Consider the following 18998-nt stretch of genomic DNA (forward strand, 5'->3'; position numbering starts at 1 on the left):
ATTTTTTAGTTTATGGCAGGCATAGCGGACTTTCTCGACTCGCTGATCGGCGGACTCGACCTCATTTGTTTTTGTCTCATGGTGGGCAGCTTGTTCTGGGGGCTTTTCGTGTTGCGTCCCTGGGAACGGCAACACGGATACAATGCCGTGCATTTGGATACGACAATCACCTTGTTGTACAAAGGCGGCTTTTATCTGGCGGGAGCCCAGCTTTTCAAGATCGTTCTGAAAGTCTGGCTGATGACGGCGGTACTCGAACGCTGGCCTTTTCCCGAGTTCGCTTCGACCACCCAATTCATCGGCGGCGCGATTCGCACCGTCTTGGCTTTGGCGGCGGCTTTTTATTGCCAGCACATATTGCGCGCGCATGCCGAATCGAAAGCGCACTGGATCGCCGCCAGCCTGGTTACGTTGCCGGTGATCATTTCCGGCGCCTGGCTGGTCCATGCGGCAGGCCGCTTCGACAACCGAGTGATGCTAATGTCGCTGACCGTCGCGCACCAGTTGGCAGCCGCAGCCTGGATCGGCGGCGTATTCCAATTGGTCAACGTCTGGCTGCTGAGATACCGCGGACAGATTCAAGCCGATTTATGGCCGTTCCTACTCAAACGCTTTTCGATTTTCGGGATGGCTTCGGTCAGCCTGTTGCTGATTTCAGGGGCGCCGATCGCGCTGCAATACATCACGACCTGGAACGGCCTGGTCGGCACCGGTTACGGCAATCTGCTGATGGTCAAAATCGCACTGCTGTCGCTCGCATTGGGATTGGCCTGGCTGAACCGCAATGCGGTGCTCGCTTACGGGATCAGCGGTGATCCCAGCCACCTGAACCGCAGCGTACCCTACTACATCGAAGCCGAAACCTTTATCCTGATCACCCTGCTGTTTACCGCCGCCAGTCTGGCCTCGCAGCCGCCGGCGATCGACATCCCGAGCCTGACCGCCAACTGGCAGGAAGTTCTGGGAACCTTCAAGCCGGCCATCCCGCGCACCACGTCGCCGACCCATACCGCGCTGATTGCGGGCGAGGCGGGCCGGGTTGCGATCATCGGCCAAGTGCCTTCGATTGCCGCGACCGAATGGTCGAATTACAACCACAATATCGCCGGCATCTTCCTGACCGTAATGAGCTTTTTCGCGATGCTGTCCTATCTGAAATCGCCGGCCCCTTTCCTCGACCGCTTTTTCGAATCGATCAAATTCTGGCCGTTCGGCTTCGTGCTGCTCGGCATCTTTCTGTTCTTCCGCAGCGATGCGGAAACCTGGCCGCTCGGCCCGATCGGCTTCTGGGAAAGCACGTTCAACAACGGCGAAGTCCTGCAGCACCGGATCGCGACCCTGCTGGTCTTCGTGCTCGGCGTGATCGAAATCCGGGCGCGCATGCAGAGCAATCAAAACCCGCGCCTGCCGCTGGTGTTTCCGGTGCTGGCCGCCTTCGGAGGACTGATGCTGTTGACCCACTCGCATGTCGGCTTTCAGGCCAAAAGCGCTTTTCTGATCCAGGTCGGCCATACCGCGATGGGCGTGTTTGCGCTGATCCTCGCCACCGGCCGCTGGCTCGAACTAAAGCTCGACAAGCCTGGCAAGGATATTGCCGGCTTCGTCTCCGTTGCAGCTCTGTTCCAGATGGGGCTTATTCTGATGTTCTATCGCGAACCCCTGTACTAATATGAAACTCACGACCGAATTTCCGCTACTCGACCAGATCAATCTGCCTGCGGATCTGCGCAAGCTGAACAAGGATCAACTCAAGCCGCTCGCCAAGGAACTGCGCGACTACCTGACCCACACGGTCAGCGTCTCCGGCGGCCACTTCGCGGCCGGGCTCGGCACGGTCGAGCTGACCGTGGCGCTGCACTACGTGTTCAACACCCCCGAGGACCAACTGGTCTGGGACGTCGGCCACCAGGCCTACCCGCACAAGATCCTGACCGGCCGCAAAGGCCGCATGACCACGATCCGCACCTTCGGCGGCATCGCCGCGTTCCCGTCCCGCAGCGAGAGCGAGTACGACGCCTTCGGGGTCGGCCATTCCAGCACCTCGATCAGCGCCGCCCTGGGCATGGCCATCGCGGCCGCCCGGAAAGGCGAACACAAGCAGATGGTGGCGATCATCGGCGACGGCAGCATCACCGGCGGGATGGCCTACGAGGCGATGAACCATGCCGGGGCCCTGGATGCGAATGTGTTGGTGATTCTGAACGACAACGAGATGTCGATCTCGCCGAACGTCGGCGCGATGAATAATTATTTAGCCAAAATCCTCTCCAGCCGGCTTTACGTGTCGGCCTGGGAAGAGAGCAAAAAAGTACTGAGCAGCATGCCGACCGTTTGGGAACTCGCGCGCCGCACCGAATCGCACATCAAAGGCATGGTGGTGCCGGGGACGCTGTTCGAGGAACTCGGCTTCAACTACATCGGCCCGATCGACGGCCATGACCTGGACGTGCTGGTGCCGACCCTGGAAAACCTGAAGGCGATGCCCGGCCCCCGCCTCTTGCACATCGTCACCAAGAAGGGCAAGGGCTATGCCCCGGCCGAGAAGGATCCTTTGGCCTACCACGGCGTGCCCGCCTTCGATCCCCGCCAGGACTCGTTGCCGAAGTCGGCCCCCTCCCCGCACCCCACCTACACCGAAGTGTTCGGCCGCTGGCTCTGCGACATGGCCGAACAGGACGAGCGCTTGCTCGGCATCACCCCGGCGATGCGCGAGGGCTCCGGGTTAGTCAAGTTCTCCGAACGCTTCCCGGACCGTTATTTCGATGTCGCCATCGCCGAGCAGCATGCGGTGACCCTGGCCGCGGGCCAGGCCTGCCAGGGCGCCAAGCCGGTAGTGGCGATCTATTCGACCTTTCTGCAGCGAGCCTACGACCAACTGATTCATGATGTCGCGATCCAGAACCTGGACGTACTGTTCGCGCTGGACCGGGCCGGCCTGGTCGGTCCCGACGGCCCGACCCATGCCGGCAGCTTCGATTTCAGCTACCTGAGCTGCGTGCCGAATATGGTGGTGATGGCCCCGGCCGACGAGAACGAGTGCCGGCAGATGCTCTATACCGGCTTTCGCCATGACGGCCCGGCGGCGGTCCGCTACCCGCGCGGCAAAGGGCCGGGAGCGGCGGTCGAGCAGGCGATGACCGCTCTGCCGATCGGCCAGGGCGAGATCCGCCGTCAGGGCAGCAAGATCGCGATCCTGGCCTGGGGCAGTCTGGTCGCCCCGGCGCTGCAGGCGGCCGAACGCTTCGGCGCCACGGTCGCCAACATGCGCTTCGTGAAGCCGCTCGATGCCGCCTTGATCCGCGAGCTCGCCGACAGCCATGAAATCCTGGTCACGGTCGAGGAGAACGTGCTCGCGGGCGGGGCCGGCAGTGCGGTGAACCAGTGCCTGCAGGCCCAGCGCATCCTGATGCCGGTCTTGAACCTGGGCCTCCCCGACGCTTTCGTCGAGCAGGGCACCCGTGAAGAACTGCTTGCCCTCTGCGGCCTCGATGCCCTGGGCATCGCCGACCGCATCGAAGCGTTTATCGGCTGACATTAACCTATGCTTGAAATCGTCCAGATACCGGTCCTGGCCGACAACTACATTTACCTGATCCACGATCCTGTGTCCCGGAATACCGCGGTGGTCGATCCGGCCGAAGCGCGGCCGGTGCTGGACGTGTTGGCGAGCAAAGGCTGGCAGTTGACCTACATTTTGAACACCCACCACCACGGGGATCACGTCGGCGGCAATCTGGAACTGCAACAGCAGACCGGCTGCCGCATAATTGCGCCTTCGGCCGACCGCCACCGAATTCCCGGCATCGACCTGGGCGTATCCGAAGGCGACACGATATCCCTCGGCAATCATACCGCCCGCGTGATGTCCACGCCTGGCCATACGCTCGGCCACGTCGTCTATCATTTTGCCGAAGACCGACTTTTATTCTGCGGCGATACCTTGTTCGTGATGGGCTGCGGCCGCCTGTTCGAAGGCTCCGCCGAGCAGATGTGGGAGTCTTTGCAGCGATTGAAAGCGCTGCCGGCCGATACTCAGATTTATTGCACGCACGAATACACCCAAAACAACGGCCGCTTCGCGCTGACGGTGGAACCGGACAATCCGGCATTGATCGAGAAAATGCGACAAGTGGATGAACTGCGGACCCGAGGTTTGCCGACCGTACCCTCGACGATCGGCGAAGAACTCGCCACCAATCCGTTTTTCAGAGAAAACAGCCTCTCGATCCAAGAGACCATCCGCTTGAGAGATGCGGCGCCCGTTCGGGTATTTGCCGAAATCCGGCGTTTGAAAGACAGGTTTTAAGTGGGGAGTTACAGGTAGCAACCCGTAAATTTACGGAGAGGAAAGCACGGCCTCTCGCGTTTCACTGCGAAAGGCCGGGCAAAGCTGTTTCAGGATTCCAACAATTCCGCGAAAGGTTTGAAGTTTTCGTTGTTATGTTGGGTACACACGCTGAACCGATAGTCCTGATCGTTCACCGATACCTGAATATGGCCCAGGTTCGATTTGTTTTTGCACTGCGTTCCCTTCGCCGTGCTCGCCTGACATTGTTTGTCGTCATCCCGCCGTATAACGCTATCCGAATCGCCGGCCGACCCGGCGACTTCGATTGCTTCCGACGGTTCTTCAATTTTTCCGAGGTTCTGGATCACTTGCGCCGCCGAGGCGATGCCCGAGGACTCCGCCACCGACTTGTTTTGACCAGCCAGATATTTGCTTACGCCGGTGCGCTTTGCCGGTTCCGCTTCGGGTTCCGGAGCGACTTCGGGTTTTTTGGCGGCAGCCGGTTTGAACTCTTTGCCGACCGCCGCGAGGTATTTGGCGACACGGGACAACGGGGCGCCGGTTTCTTGCTCGGCTTTTTCCTCGGCAAGGGCCTCGGATTGAGGAGCTGTCTCGGCAGCCGCAGGCTCGACGGCTATTGCCTCGGGCTTGGCGGCCGCTTGCTGGCTGGCCAGATAACGCGCTACGCGCGACATGGGCGCAGCAGGTTCCGGAGCCGGTGCTGCCGGAGCGACAGCCGTTTCCGCTTCGGTAACGGCCGCTTTGGCCGCGGCCGTCTGGCTGGCCAGGTATTTCGCCACCCGCGACACGGGCGGCGCCTCTTGAACCGGAGCTTCGGGCTCGGCGGCTACCGCCTCGGGCTCGGCAGCCGCCTCCGCCGGCTTGGCGGCCGCTTCCTGGCTGGCCAGATAGCGCGCTACGCGCGACATGGGCGCGGCAGGTTCCGGAGCCGGTGCTGCCGGAGCGGCAGCTGCTTCGGTAACGGCCACTTCGGCCACAGCCGCTTGGCTGGCCAGGTATTTCGCCACCCGCGACACGGGTGCCGCCTCTTGAACCGGAGCTTCGGGCTCGGCGGCTACCGCCTCGGGCTCGGCAGCCGCCTCCGCCGGTTTGGCAGCCGCTTCCTGGCTGGCCAGATAACGCGCTACGCGCGACATGGGCGCGGCAGGTTCCGGAGCCGGAGTGGCAGCCGCTTCGGCGACGGGCGCCGAAACCGTCTCTGCTGCGGCCGGTTTGGCGGCTGCGGCTTGTCGAGCGAGATATTTCTCCACGCCGGTCATCGCCGCCGCAGCTTGCGCCGCCTGCTCTTGTTTAGCCAGATATCTCGCTACGCCGGTTAATCCAGTATTCACTTCTGTTTCTTCCTTTATATAAATGTCATTGCCTATCGGCCCGGTCAGTTTACTTGTCGCAATATCAAGAAACCGTTCTAGTAAATTTTTTGCCATGTTTAAGGTTACCTTTCTTTTATTTTAATAATTAAAGAGTAAATCGGTGTAATCATATGCCAAACCCATTCACGGGTAAAGCCTGCCTTGCGCGGCCGACGGATTCGTTCGGCAATCACAAGTCCCAGGGTTCTGGGGTTGAAGCCGAACAGCCATTTTCATAAGGCTCAAGCCGATTCTTCGATACAGCCCTCCCTTCTCCACTCCACCGCCCGGCTCTTCGCTAACCGCATCCGCCTCCGCCCGGTGTTTCGATTTGAAACTGATCTCCCGAAGCCATTTCGATTTGGGCACAGCCCGGAACGACTTCAATCGTCCCATCGCGGCGGATCACGCGATTGATGCCAGGCATTCCGGCCTTGCCGCCGTCGAGGCCGAAAGGCGCCGCCATTCGGCGGCCGGATAGAATCCCTGCGATCATCGGCTCCAGGAACTGGATCCGGCGCACCGCGCCGTCCCCGCCCGCCAACGCCCCTCGCCGCCGCTGTGTTCGCGAATCGAAAACTGATTCAGCAGCACCGGGAAACGCCATTCCAGCACTTCCGGATCGGTGATGCGCGAGTTGGTCATGTGGGTGTGCACCGCCGAACAACCGTCGAAGCCCCGGCCCGCACCGGCGCCGCCGCAGATCGTTTCGTAATACTGGTAACGGCCGTTGCCGAACGTGAAATTGTTCATCGTGCCCTGCGACGCGGCCAAAAGGCCCAACGCGCCGTACAACGTGTCGACGATCATCTGCGAAGTTTCGACATTCCCCGCGACCACCGCAGCCGGATAACTCGGATTCAATAGCGATCCTTCCGGTATCACGATGTCGAGCGGCTTCAGGCAGCCCGCATTCAACGGGATATCGTCCCGCACCAGGGTCCTGAACACGTACAGGACGGCCGCCTTGCACACCGCCGCCGGCGCATTGAAATTGCTCGCGAGCTGTTCGGATGTGCCGGAAAAATCGATTCGCGCCCGGCGTTGCTCGCGATCGATGCTGACTTCTACGCGGATCTTCGCGCCGTCGTCCATGACCTGTTCAAACGAGCCGCCCGGCAGTTTTTCCAGCACTGCGCGCACGCAAGCTTCGGCATTGTCCTGCACATAGCGCATATAGGCCTGCACGACCGGCAGCGAATAATGTTCGACCATCTGCAGCAGTTCGCGCGCGCCCTTTTCGTTCGCCGCAATCTGCGCCTGCAGATCGGCAAGATTCTGTTCCGGATTGCGCGCCGGATAGGGGCCGGAAGTCAGCCAGGCACGCAGCTCGGCTTCCCGGAAACGGCCCTGCTCGACGATTTTGAGCCCTTCGCTGCAAACGCCTTCCTCCTCGATGCGGCAGCTGTGCGCGGGCATCGATCCCGGCGAGATGCCGCCGATGTCGGCATGATGGCCGCGCGAGGCGGTGAAGAACAGCAATTCTTCGCCGCCCGGCGCAAACACCGGCGTCACCACCGTAATGTCCGGCAAATGGGTTCCGCCCGCGTACGGGGAGTTGAGCAGATACACATCGCCGCGCTTCCAGTCGTCCCGATGCCGCCGAAGCAGCGCCCGCACGCTTTCGCCCATCGAGCCCAGATGCACCGGAATGTGCGGCGCGTTCGCGATCAACTGCCCCTCCACGTCGAACAGCGCGCAGGAAAAATCCAGGCGTTCCTTGATATTGACCGAATGCGCGGTGTTTTGCAGCACGAACCCCATCTGCTCGGCGATCGACATGAACAGTTTATTGAAGATTTCGAGCAGCACCGGGTCGGCGCGCGTACCTGCCGCATAGGCTCGCGTAATCGGCTGCACGCGGCTCAGCAGAAGGTTGCCGTCTTGCCGCAGTTCACCTCGCCAGCCTGGTTCAATTACGATCGTCGAGGTCGGCTCGACGATGATCGCAGGACCGTCGATAGATTCGGAAATCCGCAGACTATCCCTGTGAAAAACCGGCGTCCGATGCCATTGACCGTGGCTGAACATCGAAGTAAATAACTCGGGGAGGCCACTGCCTCCGGCCTGAACGGCATCGGCGCCAAGCGCATATGCCTCGCTGCCGATACACTCGACCAACGCAGTTTCGACCAGCAAGGGGCGGTCTTCATAACAGAACCCGAAACGCTGGCGGTATTGCCGTTTGAAATCCTCAAGCATCACCGCCTTATCGGCAACATCGACCGGCAAACTCGTATCGGTGCCCTGGAAACGCAGCAGCAGACGCCGTACGGTTCGCACCTGCAGGCTGCCCACGCCCTGCGCGTTCAGCGCCTGTCTGCCCTGTTCTTCAAGCCCCTGCAGCCGGGCATGCAAAATAGCCCCCGAAGCCTCATCCCAGGGCAATTCCAGCGCCTGCTCCTTCAGTACCCGAAAATCGGCCAGCCCCATTCCGTAAGCCGACAATACTCCGGCCAGAGGGTGCAGCAGCACGGTGCGCATGCCGAGGCGATCCGCAATCTTGCAGGCATGTTGTCCGCCCGCCGCGCCGTAGCAGCACAGGGTGTATTCGGCGACATTGTAGCCTCTCTGCACCGAGATTTTTTTGATGGCTGTCGCCATATTCTCGACCGCGATGTCCAGAAAGCCTTCGGCGACTTGCTCGGGGCTTCGCGTATCGCCGGTTTGTGCCTTGATACGTCCGGTCAGATCGCCGAACAGTTCCCGGACCCTTTCGGCATCCGGCGGCAAATCGCCGTTCGGGCCGAACACGTTCGGGAACAAAGGCAGCTTGCCGAGCAGCAGATTCGCGTCGGTTACCGTCAACGGCCCGCCCCGCCGGTAACAGGCCGGGCCGGGGTTCGCGCCCGCCGATTCCGGCCCGACGCGATAGCGTATCCCGTCGAAATGCAGAATCGAACCGCCTCCCGCCGCGACGGTATGGATCGCCATCATCGGCGCGCGCATACGGACCCCGGCCACCTCGGTTTCAAAACTGCGTTCCAGCTCACCGGCATAATGCGCAACATCGGTCGAGGTACCGCCCATGTCGAAGGCGATGATCTTGCCGAAACCGGCCCGTTCGGCCACCGCCGACGCTCCGACGATCCCGCCGGCCGGCCCCGAGAGAATGCAGTCCTTGCCTTGAAACGCATGTGCCTCGGTCAGACCGCCGTTCGACTGCATGAACATCAGCCGCGGCTGGCCGCCTCTCTCCGCCGGCGAATTTGCAACAGACTCCCTATCTCTCTCCACAGACTTCGGATTGCCCAGGCCTTCGGCGACCTGCGCGACATAATGCCCGAGCAACGGCGACAGATACGCGTCGACCACCGTCGTATCGCCCCGGCTGACGATCTTCATCAACGGGCTGACTTCATGCGAAACCGATACCTGCGCAAAACCGATCCGGCGGGCGATATCGGCGAGTTGCCGTTCGTGTTCGGGATAGCGCCAGGCGTGCATCAACACGATCGCCAGCGCACGGTAACCCTGACCGTACAAGGCCTGCAGCTGCCGGACAGCCTGCTCGGTATCCAGCGCCTGCAAAACTTCGCCACGCCCGGTCACCCGCGCATCGATCTCGATAGCCGTTTCATACAACTGCTCCGGCAGCCGGATGTTCAGCGCGAAAAGATCCGGCCGGTTCTGATAGCCGATTCTCAAACAATCCTTCAAGCCGCGCGTGATCGCCAAAGCCGCCCTCGCCCCTTTGCGTTCGAGCAAGGCATTGGTGCCGACCGTGGTGCCTATTTTGACGCAGTCGACGAACGCCGCCAGAGACGCCCCTGCAGACAACCGCAAGATCTCCCGGATGCCCTGCAACGCCGCATCCCGGTAACGTTCGGGATTTTCCGACAGCAGTTTGCGGGTCACGATATGCCCTTCCGGACTCAAGGCAACCAGATCGGTAAACGTGCCGCCCCGGTCTATCCAGAATTGCCAGCGTCTCATCCCGCTTTACAAGTCCTGTTTGACATCTTCTCTTAAAGTCGGCCAGCGCATGAAGGCGAAGACCCAGATCATTACGATATTGACGACCGGAAGCAACAACACCAAAGTCCACCAACCGTCGAAACCGGCTTTCCGGATGATCCGGAAACCCAGCCACAGACAAAATCCAACATAGACCGGCAACAGAATATAAAATAGCAAGGTCATAATTTACGCTCCAGCTCGCTGCGGCGATTGGGCCACGGCAAAAACGCCAGCTGGAGAAAAACCAGCAGCATGCCGAAAACCGGCAAAAACACCAACGCGGCCCAGGCAGGATGAAAACCGGCCTTGCGATAGATCAGGCAAACCGGCAGGAAAAGAAAGAGCCCCAGAATAAAAACCTGGAAAATATTGGGCATATTCATCATCATATATCGCCTCCTTATCGGCTTGAGGGCATGTTGTCGGCAAAGTTTATCCTCAATGCAAAGGCCGTGCGACAATTTTGCAAAGAAACGAAACGGCTGCCGCCAAGTCAAGCCGATAGGATGCGGAAATTGGCGGCAGGTTTGGAAAGAGGTCTAAAGCGGGCTTGGCGCAAAAAAATGTGTAAAGGCCTACCGTTCAAATCCTCCCGGTTTCCGCATCGGCCTGTCCAACTATCCCATCAGCTTTATAACTCCCTCGAATGATCATTCACAGTTCCTTCAAACCGGCCTGGTGGCTGAAAAATGCCCATCTGCAGACAATCTTCCCGGCTTTTTTCCGGACGACCAAACCGCCCCGCGCGCTGCGCCGGGAACGCTTAACCACGCCGGATAACGATTTTCTCGATATCGACCACTGCGGCGAAACCGGCCAGCCGATCGTGATCCTGCTGCACGGGCTGACCGGCAGCTCGGAGTCCGGCTACATCAAAGGCTTGCAGCACGCGCTGGCGAAAATGGGCCTGCGCACCGTCGCGCTGAACTTCCGCGGCTGCAGCGGCGAATCGAACCGGCTGGCGCGCTGCTATCACTCCGGCGAAACCGAAGACATCCATTTTCTTTACCGGATCCTGCGCGAGCGCGAGCCGGAAACGCCGATGGCCGCAATTGGGTTTTCGCTAGGCGGGAATGTGCTGCTGAAATGGCTCGGCGAACAAGGCAACCGTCTCGACCTGTTCGCCGCGGTTGCGGTTTCGGTGCCGCTGGTGCTGAGCGTCTGCGCAAGCAAACTCGACCGCGGGTTTTCGAAAATCTACCGTGGAAATCTGCTGGGCGAACTAAAGCGGTACGTCCGCTTGAAACTGCAACATCTGGAAACGCTCGGGATCGAGGCGGAAGCCGAAAAAATCAGACAGCTCGGCAACCTCGCCGAAATCGACTCGTTCTGGCAATACGACGATATCGTCGTCGCAAGACTGCACGGCTACCGCGACGTTCACGACTACTACCAGCGGTCCAGCTCCCGCCAGTTTCTCAAGTCGATCGTAGTGCCGACCTTAGTCATCCAGGCCGCCGACGATCCCTTCATGACCCTCGAAGTGCTGCCTGAGGAACGTGAACTGTCACCCAGCGTCCACCTGGAAATCGCCCGAAACGGCGGCCATGTCGGCTTCGTCACCGGCGCCTACCCTTTCCGGCCACGCTACTGGCTGGAACAAAGGATCCCGGAATTTTTGGCGCTGCATCTCGATAAAAATCTTGCAGGAAGGGCTTAAAATAAAGCGCTATCTATGGTTTAATATGCAGCTCTTCAAAAGCCCCTTCACCAGGCCGATGTAGCTCAGTCGGTAGAGCAACTGATTCGTAATCAGTAGGTCGCGGGTTCGAATCCCGCCATTGGCTCCATAAAATCAATAAGTTATAGACAAACAAAATTCATAAAGACTTGTTCGTGCTACGCTGGTGCTACGGTCTTGGTCAAGCAAAGCCTTTTGACTGATCCGGATTCAGCCTCCCCCGATCCTAATCCGCCAGAACGAATACCCTTGTCTAAACCTTGCCATTGCCAGCGTGTAACCCTTGGCAAAACATGGGCAACGCGGCTCAACCCTAGCCAAAACCCCACTATGCCGCGTCAACCCCACGCGTGCACGGGCAACGCGGCTTCGGGTGGCGGCGTGGTGGTCCGATTGATTGTTTCCCAGATTGAGCATAATAAATTCCCTAGCATGATTCCGTGCCAACTCTTGGAAATACACGTCAACCGTGCGTTACAGATAGGCACGATTTTTGATATAGGTATTGTTTCCCAAGAGTAGCGGATGCCGTTTGCCCTCGGATCCGGGCAAGGTCAGCGCGGCCGCGGGCTGCGGCCTGCAATGCAGGATGAACAATTTAATGATGCGGCAAGGTCAGCGCGGGCGCGGTGTGCGGGCATCGTCGCGGTGGCGGTGGTGAAGTCGGAAGTGAGAATTCCGATTTAAGGACTTTGCTGGACGACAAATACGCCATCTATGGCGCTTTTGAACTCCGCAAGGTCAGCGCTGGCGCGGGCTGCGGGCTTCTTAAACCGAAACTCGCAGTTTCGGTTTGCTACCCGTCAGCAGGCACAAAAAAACCGGCTGCCCTGCGGCAAGCCGGTTTCTTCAGGATCGCCCGTCAACGACGGCCGGGCTTACGGGTTTTTGCGTTCATTCAATATCTTCCGTTGTTGTGTCCTGCGAACGAAGCTGGCTCAGCTCATAATCGATTCCCATCGACTCTTCAGCGGTTTGGGCAAACCACTTCAGCAGGTTTTCAGGGTCCAGCGCCTTAAGCCACGCCGCCAGTCTTGGGGTTTCGGGACTCATGCGCCTGCCTCGTTAGCTTCTTCCTCTGGGAGGCTTTCATCGCCATTACATTGCGCGGGAGATGCTGATACTTTGCCAAGCACCTTATGCACGGCTTCGACTGCCGACCAGGGAATGGAGAATTGTTTATGCGGATTCAGTTGCTCGCACAGAATTGCGAACTCTGCATTGCATGCCTTCAGCGACTGAAGTTCAGCGGGCAAAAGCCCAAGAACAAGACGAAAGACGCTCGGCGGCCGATCGCCGTCTTTCCACCAGATGGCGGCAAACTCATCTACTTGGGGCTCTTGATCGGGATCGAAAACTAGAATGTCTCCATCATGGAAAAATGGGGCTAAACAATCATCGTGTATCTTTGCGGCGTAGGAATTGATTCCGGGATTCAGCGATTTTGGAACCCGAATGACATCGTTCCGGGGGTTATCTTTGTGATGCTGGTGAGTATTGGCTAAGTCGCGGGTGTTTTCGGACATGAGAGTCTCCTTTGTGTGATGAAGAGACCGCCGCCCTGTGGTATAGGTGACGGACTGACTCGGGTTACCACAACCGCCCACAAAGAAGCGGCCCGCCCGAAGGCGGCCCAAGCCAGCCCGTCATAACGCAAACGATACAGGGTTCCCGTACCGTAAAACTGATAGGCATAAAAAAGGCGCTAGATGCGCCGGCATCTTTGTGGTTAAAGCGGGGTGGTAATCCCGGCGGTCAATGTCGACCGCGGCAAAAGAATAACGCCGTCAGCGGATGGATGTCAAGCCGGAAGGCACAGAAATTTATCGGTCGAGCCGCACTGTGGGCAATTTGTCTAGTTGACCATGCGCGTGCCGCCTTCTTGACCTGCCGCATCGAGCGTGGCATTATTTTCACCGCCAGCAACCCCGGATTTGTGATCCGGGATCGATGCTGGCAGCAGGGCGGCGCTGGAATCCAGCGCTGCCTTAACCGTGCTCAGCCGGTTTGTAGCTGAGATAAACCCTTGAATTCTCTCATGGTGGAAATTTCCACCATCTTTTAAACCGTAAATGATTGGCTCAAATCTGTGCCGATCTCCTCTATTCGCTTTTCACCAATTCCAGGATCGGCTTTGTGTCGTTCAAGGGATCCGTCGGCAACGGCAAGCCCTCTTCCGGGTGCGGCTCGCCTTCATGCCTGACCATCTCGAAATTCGCCAGGAACCACTCGACCATCGTCAGCACGTCGAGCACGTTATGTCGAGCCGACTCCAGCGTATTGATATTGCTCTCGTCTAACCGGCGCGGGTCGTCCGGGAACTTGAATTGGTCGATCACCGTATAAAGCTCATCGGTAATGACGGCCGTCTTGTCGCTCACGTAGGCGAAGAGGTCGAACGGCAAAAAGTCTGCGTAGTCGCCGCCGTCTGGCATGGCGCGATGTTTAAAATCGGGGTACGGTTGTTTCATGGGATTGACTCCTGAGGTGAAAAGTTGGGTTATTGTCTGTCTTTGAGCCCAGCAAGCACTTGCTCTGGCGTCATGTTGAACTCACGCGCCAGCAATTGCGCTGCTTTCTCGATGGATTTGGAAGCCGGTTTAATCTTCTTCGGCGGCGGCGCGTTCTTTATCTTTTCGGTCATTTCCGCCCGTGCCTTGGCCGCCGCGCGATCCTCTATAGGCTTGATGGCGCGGCGATTCTTGTCTTGCTTGCCGGCTAGTTCGGTGACTTCGGATGGCGTCAACTGGACCGATTTCTGGCGGGATCTCGTCGCTTTGGAAGCGTTTTTCTGGCGGTCGGCCTCGATCATCGCGGCGATTTTCTTCCAGATGAAGATCGAGGTGCTCAATTCAATCATCACCCGCAACACGTGCTTGCAGGCAATGCCTTCCAGGGAAGGATTCCGCTGCTTGGGGAAACCGGTCTCGGCCCGGCCGGCGTTGGCGCCCATCAAGGTGGCGATATACCGAAAAGTGAAGGTATGATGCTCGCAGTCGCAATCGAGCTTGATATTGCCGCGGGCGATTTCCTTGGCCGCTTGTAATGGCGTTCCTTTGGCTAACCCTTTTTCGTAGTCAGATAGGATGATGTGAACATTGTGACGCTTCCGATCTGCCTTGGATTTTGGACCGGCGTTAGTGATGAAGTGCACGTCGCCCGCTTTCATAAAGCCCGGCACCGCCATATGGATTTGCTCCTTGCACCGCTTCTTATCGGCTTCGGTGCTCATACTGATGACTTCCACGGCCGTCACGCCTTTCTCGACCTTGCCTTGCAGGGCTTGGATATTGCGGTTAAATACCAGCAGGTCCTGCTTGGTGATGGGCCGTGCGGCTTCTCCGGACTCAAGGCCCAGCGTTGTCTTTAAAGCCTTGGTCACCCGCCAGGCCTTCCCTTGAATCTGGTCCGGATTGAGGATGTTGTTGGCATGGTCGCGGCGGTTCTGATCGAATTCCCGGTTCGCCTTGAGCTCTTTCTTGGCGCCGTAGATGCTGAATTTCGGTTTTTGGGGCAACATGGGTTACGCCTCCACCGGTTGAGTTTCGGTTTTGGCGCTACGGCGTTCGAAGGCGGCGAGAAGGTAATCCTTCAGAGGGCTCTGCAGATAATCAGACAGGCACTCTTCGAAGGTTTCGACCTCCCACCCGGCCATGATAAGTGTATCAATGGTGCAGCGATCGCACTCGAACTGATCGTCTTCGCATTCTTCCAGCCGTTCCTGGATTTCCTCTTGCGAAAGGGGCGGCATGGGCTGACTGCAAGATGAGCAAATACCGGCGAGCGCCAGCGCGGCGTAGCGGTTATTCGTGTCAATACTCATGCGGCACCTTCCACGAGGTCCGCCAGATTGATCGCGTAGGCTTCCAGCCACACGTCGGCACGGTAGGCTTTGACGGTCCCGTAATTAGCGTCAAATACGTCGATCGGCTCGATGCCCATCGCAATCCCCGTTGACTTGAGCAAACGCCAATTGAATTTTTGTCCGTGCTGCAACATTTCCATGCGCTTGACCGTGCAATACTGCTTCGAGCGATCCAGCTCGGCTTCAAGTCGATTGGCCCGCTTCCTTTCCTGCGAGGCGGTGTTCATCGCGGTCGCTTCACGCCGACTGCCGATTTCGGCTTTAGTGTCAATTGCTATCTGAAGTTGATTTTGGGTTTCTTCAAGCTGTTCAAGCAATCTGACTTGAGCTCTGGCAAACTCCAATTGCGTCATGGGTCGAATGGAACCAGTGACCAAGGCGTCATAGGCTCGAATCACCTTCAGATGAAATGCTGCGCTAATCCACATGGCGTATGCGTAAACTAAATCTTTTGCAACGAAAGTTCCTTGCCAACTACTCCCGCCCTTATAAACTTTAAGTGGTTGATTTTGTTTCGATACCAGAATTCCGGTATCGCGCTTCTCAGATTTGAGAAGCTCTATCAAATCAATAGCTTGTTGAGTTATCAGCCATTTTGCCGGCTGATGCCTGGATTCGCCGCCAGCGGCCTTATGCAGATCATTCAGGCAATATCTACCGTCCCCATCAATACGCACCAAAACTTCTGAAATAATCAAATCACTCATTGTGCACCTCCGGCCAGAGATGTATCCCGTTCGGCAATTTTCTTCTCAATCCATTCCTGAATTTCGGTATCGATCCACCCGTCGGATTTTCCAACCGACACCGGCTTGGGAAAGCCGTTTTCTTTGATGAGCAATGGGATCGTTTTGATGGATACGCCGACCATTGCGGCGGCGTCTTTGCGCTTGATAATTCGTCTCATCTGGACCTCTTGTTTTTTAGGAGAGGTCACTATAAAGCCGTGAAAAGTGCGTTTTTACGCTGTTTTCCGGGTTTGCACGCATAGTGCGGCGTGGGATTGGTGCTACAATGCCGGGCGTTTATTAACGGAGAGGTTTTATGAAAAAATATGCTGCATTAATCATTTCTCTTATAACTTTGCCGGCTTATGCAGATGCAAGTCTTGAAAAAGACAACGGCACACTAGAGATAAAAAACGCACCACGAGGCATTGGATTCTCCATAAATTCATCTGTCGAGCAAGATGTGTGCGGCATAGAGGGAACCGCAGAAATAGTGGATGACCACAGAGCTGCATTTACGCCTATCGATAAAAGCGATCTTTGTGTTGTTCTATTTGATTTCCAATCGGAAACCGCAATTAAAGTAACCACGAAGTCTTGCGAGGGATACTGTGGAATTTCCGCCGTTGGGTCAATGGACGGAACATATACATCCGTTCAGAAGAACGAAAACTCTAAGGTTGACTATGATGAAGCCGTGAACGCCATGAACGCCCCTTACCTTGCGTATGGCAACGGCGCCTACGCTATGCTCAAGGCGGAAAATGAATGCTGGGAATCAATTAGTAACGCCACCGATGCGGAGCGGTGCATGGCGATGACAATTACCGGCGTGTATATCGAGAGAGCATGGGCGATGAAGAAAGGTCGCTTACCTGTTCCAAATTATCAATCGGATGCCGCCTTTAAGCGTATAAACGACAACATGGATAAAGCCAAAATATCTGAAGAAGAAAAACAGACGGCCCGTGATAATTTAAAAAAGAACAGCAATCGAATCATTCCAAGCATGCTCAATGTCGGGGCGTTATTAGGCAAGTAAGACTTTTTTACGTCTCGCGCCGCACTTCATTCAGCAATTCTGGATGCTTATTAAGCAGGCGCAGCAGCAGCAGGGTAGATTTATGCGGCTGCGTTTTACCGCACTCATACTCGGAAAACGCTGAAACGCCGCCGCCGAACAAACGCCCCGCTTCTGCCTGGTTCAGACCAAGGCGCTTGCGGATGGCGCGCAATTCAGCGCTGCGGCGGGTGATAGCAGACTTACGGGCAGCGGCGAGCGCGGCGCTATGGCGCTCAGCCGAATCTGTCGCCGCGTCGAACTCGACCTCGCCGCATACCGGACAATGCCATCCTGCTACGGCAGGAACCTCATACGACGCACCGTCGATGAGTCCGCTGATGTCTTTTGTCTCATAAACCAACACAGTGCCATCATCGCACTGCAAACAGTACCGTGGTTCGCTCATTTCACTTCTCCTTAAACTGGATAACGACCGCGCCTTCGCGCAGCGTAAATTTGATGTAAGCCGTTTTCCCGTTGGGACAGGGCGCGTGATACACATCCTGCCATACCCGATGGTCGGCATGGGTAGTCATGCTTTTGTACAGCATGCCCCGCGTTAAGCCAAGCACGACACCCACCGCTTCCGCTTCGGATAAGCCCATTTGCGTCAGTCCGACTTGAGCCGTACGGGTAAAGGCGCGAATGCCTAGGGCGGCAACCTGAGTCTTAATGCTATCGAGCGAGTAGTGAGGTGTACGTTTTTCCATGTCAAAATTTTACGGATTCCATAAATAAAAGTCAATAATCATTTGTGGAATCCGTAAGAACTGTTGAGTATTGATACTTCGTCCCCAGAGCCTCGAATCTCTTAACTGCTCAGCCCGCCGGTCACAATATGCGCCAGTCGCCGTTCCGACAAATCCCGCCCCACGTCGCCGCGGTCGATGCTGACGTTCAGGTTTTTCCGGGCCGATTCGACCGGGTAAGGCGTGATTTGCTGCGGCGGTGCATCGCTCACCGTGGGGGCGGCCTGGAGCGGCGGAATACTGGGTGGCGCGGGAGGCATGGCCACCACCGGCGTCGCCTGCATTTGCAGGGCTGGGCTTAGGCTTTCCGTTGATGCCAGGTTCAGCAATTGGTCTTTTTCGTGTTGAGCGCGGTTCAGCGTGCCAGCCCTGACTTGATCGGAAGAGCGCGAAAATAACCGTTCATTGTTCGCAATTTTGTAGTCCTGCACTGCCGAGACAATCTCCTGATCGGCCATCTTGGCAACGTCTTTGCCAGCGAGCGCCTTCTGGAAGAGGCGGACAGCGCCCTTTTTCTCATTACCGGCACCAAATTGCACCGATGTCGACCACAGCGAATCCTGCACGGCCGCACCCCGTCCTGACAGATCGATGCCGGCTTTTTTCAGGCCGGCCAGAGCGGGGTCATAGTGGGTTTGTTTGATGAAATCGTGCTGCGCGGAACCGAAAGTCGGATCTTGTTGGGCAACTTCCTTCCAGCGCTGATTAAACTCTTTCGTGCCTGGCGTTAGTCCTTCAAATTGGGCGCCGTAGCTGCTTGATTTCAAAAACTTCTGTAGCGTGCCTTGCTTCGAGGAAAGCTGATAGGTGCCATAGGAAGCGCCGCCTAAGTCGCCTTTACCACTGGAGACGGTGCCGGCCCCACCTTTTCCGGATTCGAAAAACTTGCTGGTTTGCCCTAATGTCCAGTCTTTAAATTTGGATAGTCCTTTGCCAACCGTAGTATTCTCTTTAGCCCATTCAACGCCTTGGTTTAGCTTTTCCTTCGCCTTTTCGGGAAGTTTTTTGGCTTCTTCAATGCCTTTCTCCGCCAATTCCGCCGCTTTTTGGGCGGTTGTCGTCACGCCGGCCTTCACGTCGATGCCGGTCTTCTCCTTGACGAAATCATTGGCCTGGTTCGCCGCCTCTTTGACAATGCCGAACTTATCCTCCAAGAACTTGCTGATCGGCTCCCACAGATCCGTGAAGAAACCGGCGAGGCTGGCCGCGGTTGGGTTAAAAGCTGGTAACTGACGAACAGCAACTGCCACAAGGCGTGCTGGTCTTCGCGGTCTTCGAATTGAATGCCGTT

At 57.4% G+C, this 18998-nt stretch carries 18 protein-coding genes, 1 tRNA gene and 1 pseudogene; 6 read left to right on the plus strand and 14 right to left on the minus strand.

From position 1 onward, the window contains the following. The first annotated feature begins 12 nt into the window (after positions 1 to 12). From CC94_RS0101115 to gloB, 3 genes are read left to right on the plus strand one after another with little or no spacing between them, the layout of a single operon-like run. Positions 13 to 1668, plus strand: a complete 1656-nt coding sequence (locus tag CC94_RS0101115) for a copper resistance D family protein (RefSeq protein WP_005373212.1) — start codon at positions 13 to 15, stop codon at positions 1666 to 1668. A 1-nt stretch (position 1669) separates the two neighbouring features. Continuing rightward, positions 1670 to 3532: a 1-deoxy-D-xylulose-5-phosphate synthase gene (gene dxs / locus CC94_RS0101120; RefSeq protein WP_031429529.1), complete on the plus strand. Its 1863-nt coding sequence runs from the start codon at positions 1670 to 1672 to the stop codon at positions 3530 to 3532. A 9-nt stretch (positions 3533 to 3541) separates the two neighbouring features. Beyond that, entirely contained in the window at positions 3542 to 4306 is a 765-nt protein-coding gene (gene gloB, locus CC94_RS0101125) for a hydroxyacylglutathione hydrolase (protein WP_005373216.1), read from the plus strand. An 89-nt stretch (positions 4307 to 4395) separates the two neighbouring features. Here the strand turns inward: gloB and CC94_RS22085 are convergent, their stop codons facing one another. The 4 genes and pseudogenes from CC94_RS22085 to CC94_RS0101145 all read right to left on the minus strand — a co-directional run bounded on the left by CC94_RS22085 (position 4396) and on the right by CC94_RS0101145 (position 10118). Further along, positions 4396 to 5640: a hypothetical protein gene (locus tag CC94_RS22085; protein ID WP_157203344.1), complete on the minus strand. Its 1245-nt coding sequence runs from the start codon at positions 5638 to 5640 to the stop codon at positions 4396 to 4398. A 319-nt stretch (positions 5641 to 5959) separates the two neighbouring features. Beyond that, positions 5960 to 9597, minus strand: a pseudogene (locus tag CC94_RS24200) (hydantoinase B/oxoprolinase family protein). Positions 9598 to 9603: 6 nt separating this feature from the next. Next, entirely contained in the window at positions 9604 to 9804 is a 201-nt protein-coding gene (locus CC94_RS0101140; RefSeq protein ID WP_005373221.1) for a hypothetical protein, read from the minus strand. Continuing rightward, the gene (locus CC94_RS0101145; RefSeq protein WP_245549379.1) at positions 9801 to 10118 is read right to left on the minus strand and encodes a hypothetical protein; all 318 of its coding nucleotides are present in this window, start codon (positions 10116 to 10118) and stop codon (positions 9801 to 9803) included. The genes CC94_RS0101140 and CC94_RS0101145 overlap by 4 nt, the downstream gene beginning before the upstream one ends. A gap of 149 nt (positions 10119 to 10267) precedes the next feature. Here CC94_RS0101145 and CC94_RS0101150 point away from each other — a divergent pair, with 149 nt between their 5' ends. Together CC94_RS0101150 and CC94_RS0101155 are read left to right on the plus strand one after the other, a co-directional pair. Beyond that, positions 10268 to 11281, plus strand: a complete 1014-nt coding sequence (locus CC94_RS0101150; RefSeq protein ID WP_005373225.1) for a hydrolase — start codon at positions 10268 to 10270, stop codon at positions 11279 to 11281. A gap of 54 nt (positions 11282 to 11335) precedes the next feature. Then, positions 11336 to 11411 (plus strand) — tRNA-Thr (locus CC94_RS0101155). A 785-nt stretch (positions 11412 to 12196) separates the two neighbouring features. Here the strand turns inward: CC94_RS0101155 and CC94_RS23500 are convergent. The 7 genes from CC94_RS23500 to CC94_RS22740 all read right to left on the minus strand — a co-directional run bounded on the left by CC94_RS23500 (position 12197) and on the right by CC94_RS22740 (position 16074). After that, positions 12197 to 12355 carry a hypothetical protein gene (locus CC94_RS23500; RefSeq protein ID WP_005373227.1) on the minus strand — a complete coding sequence of 53 codons (159 nt, stop codon included), beginning with the start codon at positions 12353 to 12355 and terminating at the stop codon, positions 12197 to 12199. Continuing rightward, positions 12352 to 12828, minus strand: a complete 477-nt coding sequence (locus CC94_RS0101170; protein WP_005373228.1) for a LexA family transcriptional regulator — start codon at positions 12826 to 12828, stop codon at positions 12352 to 12354. The genes CC94_RS23500 and CC94_RS0101170 overlap by 4 nt, the downstream gene beginning before the upstream one ends. A gap of 576 nt (positions 12829 to 13404) precedes the next feature. Then, a complete protein-coding gene (locus CC94_RS0101175; RefSeq protein ID WP_005373230.1) occupies positions 13405 to 13773 on the minus strand; it encodes a hypothetical protein in 369 nt (122 codons plus the stop codon). Between the two features lie 29 nt (positions 13774 to 13802). Then, entirely contained in the window at positions 13803 to 14684 is an 882-nt protein-coding gene (locus CC94_RS21070; RefSeq protein WP_157203345.1) for a hypothetical protein, read from the minus strand. A gap of 141 nt (positions 14685 to 14825) precedes the next feature. Then, positions 14826 to 15125 (minus strand): hypothetical protein, encoded by a 300-nt coding sequence (locus CC94_RS0101185; protein WP_005373233.1) that lies wholly within the window; start codon positions 15123 to 15125, stop codon positions 14826 to 14828. Continuing rightward, a complete protein-coding gene (locus CC94_RS24205) occupies positions 15122 to 15874 on the minus strand; it encodes a KilA-N domain-containing protein (RefSeq protein ID WP_005373234.1) in 753 nt (250 codons plus the stop codon). The genes CC94_RS0101185 and CC94_RS24205 overlap by 4 nt, the downstream gene beginning before the upstream one ends. Then, positions 15871 to 16074: a helix-turn-helix transcriptional regulator gene (locus CC94_RS22740; RefSeq protein WP_005373235.1), complete on the minus strand. Its 204-nt coding sequence runs from the start codon at positions 16072 to 16074 to the stop codon at positions 15871 to 15873. The genes CC94_RS24205 and CC94_RS22740 overlap by 4 nt, the downstream gene beginning before the upstream one ends. A 137-nt stretch (positions 16075 to 16211) precedes the next feature. On the opposite strand from CC94_RS22740, the gene CC94_RS22095 reads away from it, so the two are divergent. Beyond that, positions 16212 to 16937 (plus strand): hypothetical protein, encoded by a 726-nt coding sequence (locus CC94_RS22095; protein ID WP_005373236.1) that lies wholly within the window; start codon positions 16212 to 16214, stop codon positions 16935 to 16937. 7 nt (positions 16938 to 16944) lie between these two features. On the opposite strand, the gene CC94_RS0101205 is transcribed toward CC94_RS22095, so the two are convergent. The 3 genes from CC94_RS0101205 to CC94_RS22100 form a co-directional block, all read right to left on the minus strand. Beyond that, on the minus strand, positions 16945 to 17364 hold the full coding sequence (locus CC94_RS0101205) for a type II toxin-antitoxin system MqsA family antitoxin (protein WP_005373237.1): 420 nt from the start codon (positions 17362 to 17364) through the stop codon (positions 16945 to 16947). Between the two features lies 1 nt (position 17365). Continuing rightward, positions 17366 to 17668 carry a type II toxin-antitoxin system MqsR family toxin gene (locus CC94_RS0101210; RefSeq protein ID WP_005373238.1) on the minus strand — a complete coding sequence of 101 codons (303 nt, stop codon included), beginning with the start codon at positions 17666 to 17668 and terminating at the stop codon, positions 17366 to 17368. Positions 17669 to 17769: 101 nt separating this feature from the next. Continuing rightward, the gene (locus CC94_RS22100) at positions 17770 to 18957 is read right to left on the minus strand and encodes a VgrG-related protein (protein ID WP_005373239.1); all 1188 of its coding nucleotides are present in this window, start codon (positions 18955 to 18957) and stop codon (positions 17770 to 17772) included. Positions 18958 to 18998 lie beyond the last annotated feature (41 nt).

It is taken from the genome of Methylomicrobium agile (genome assembly GCF_000733855.1).
Taxonomy (GTDB): Bacteria; Pseudomonadota; Gammaproteobacteria; order Methylococcales; family Methylomonadaceae; genus Methylomicrobium; species Methylomicrobium agile.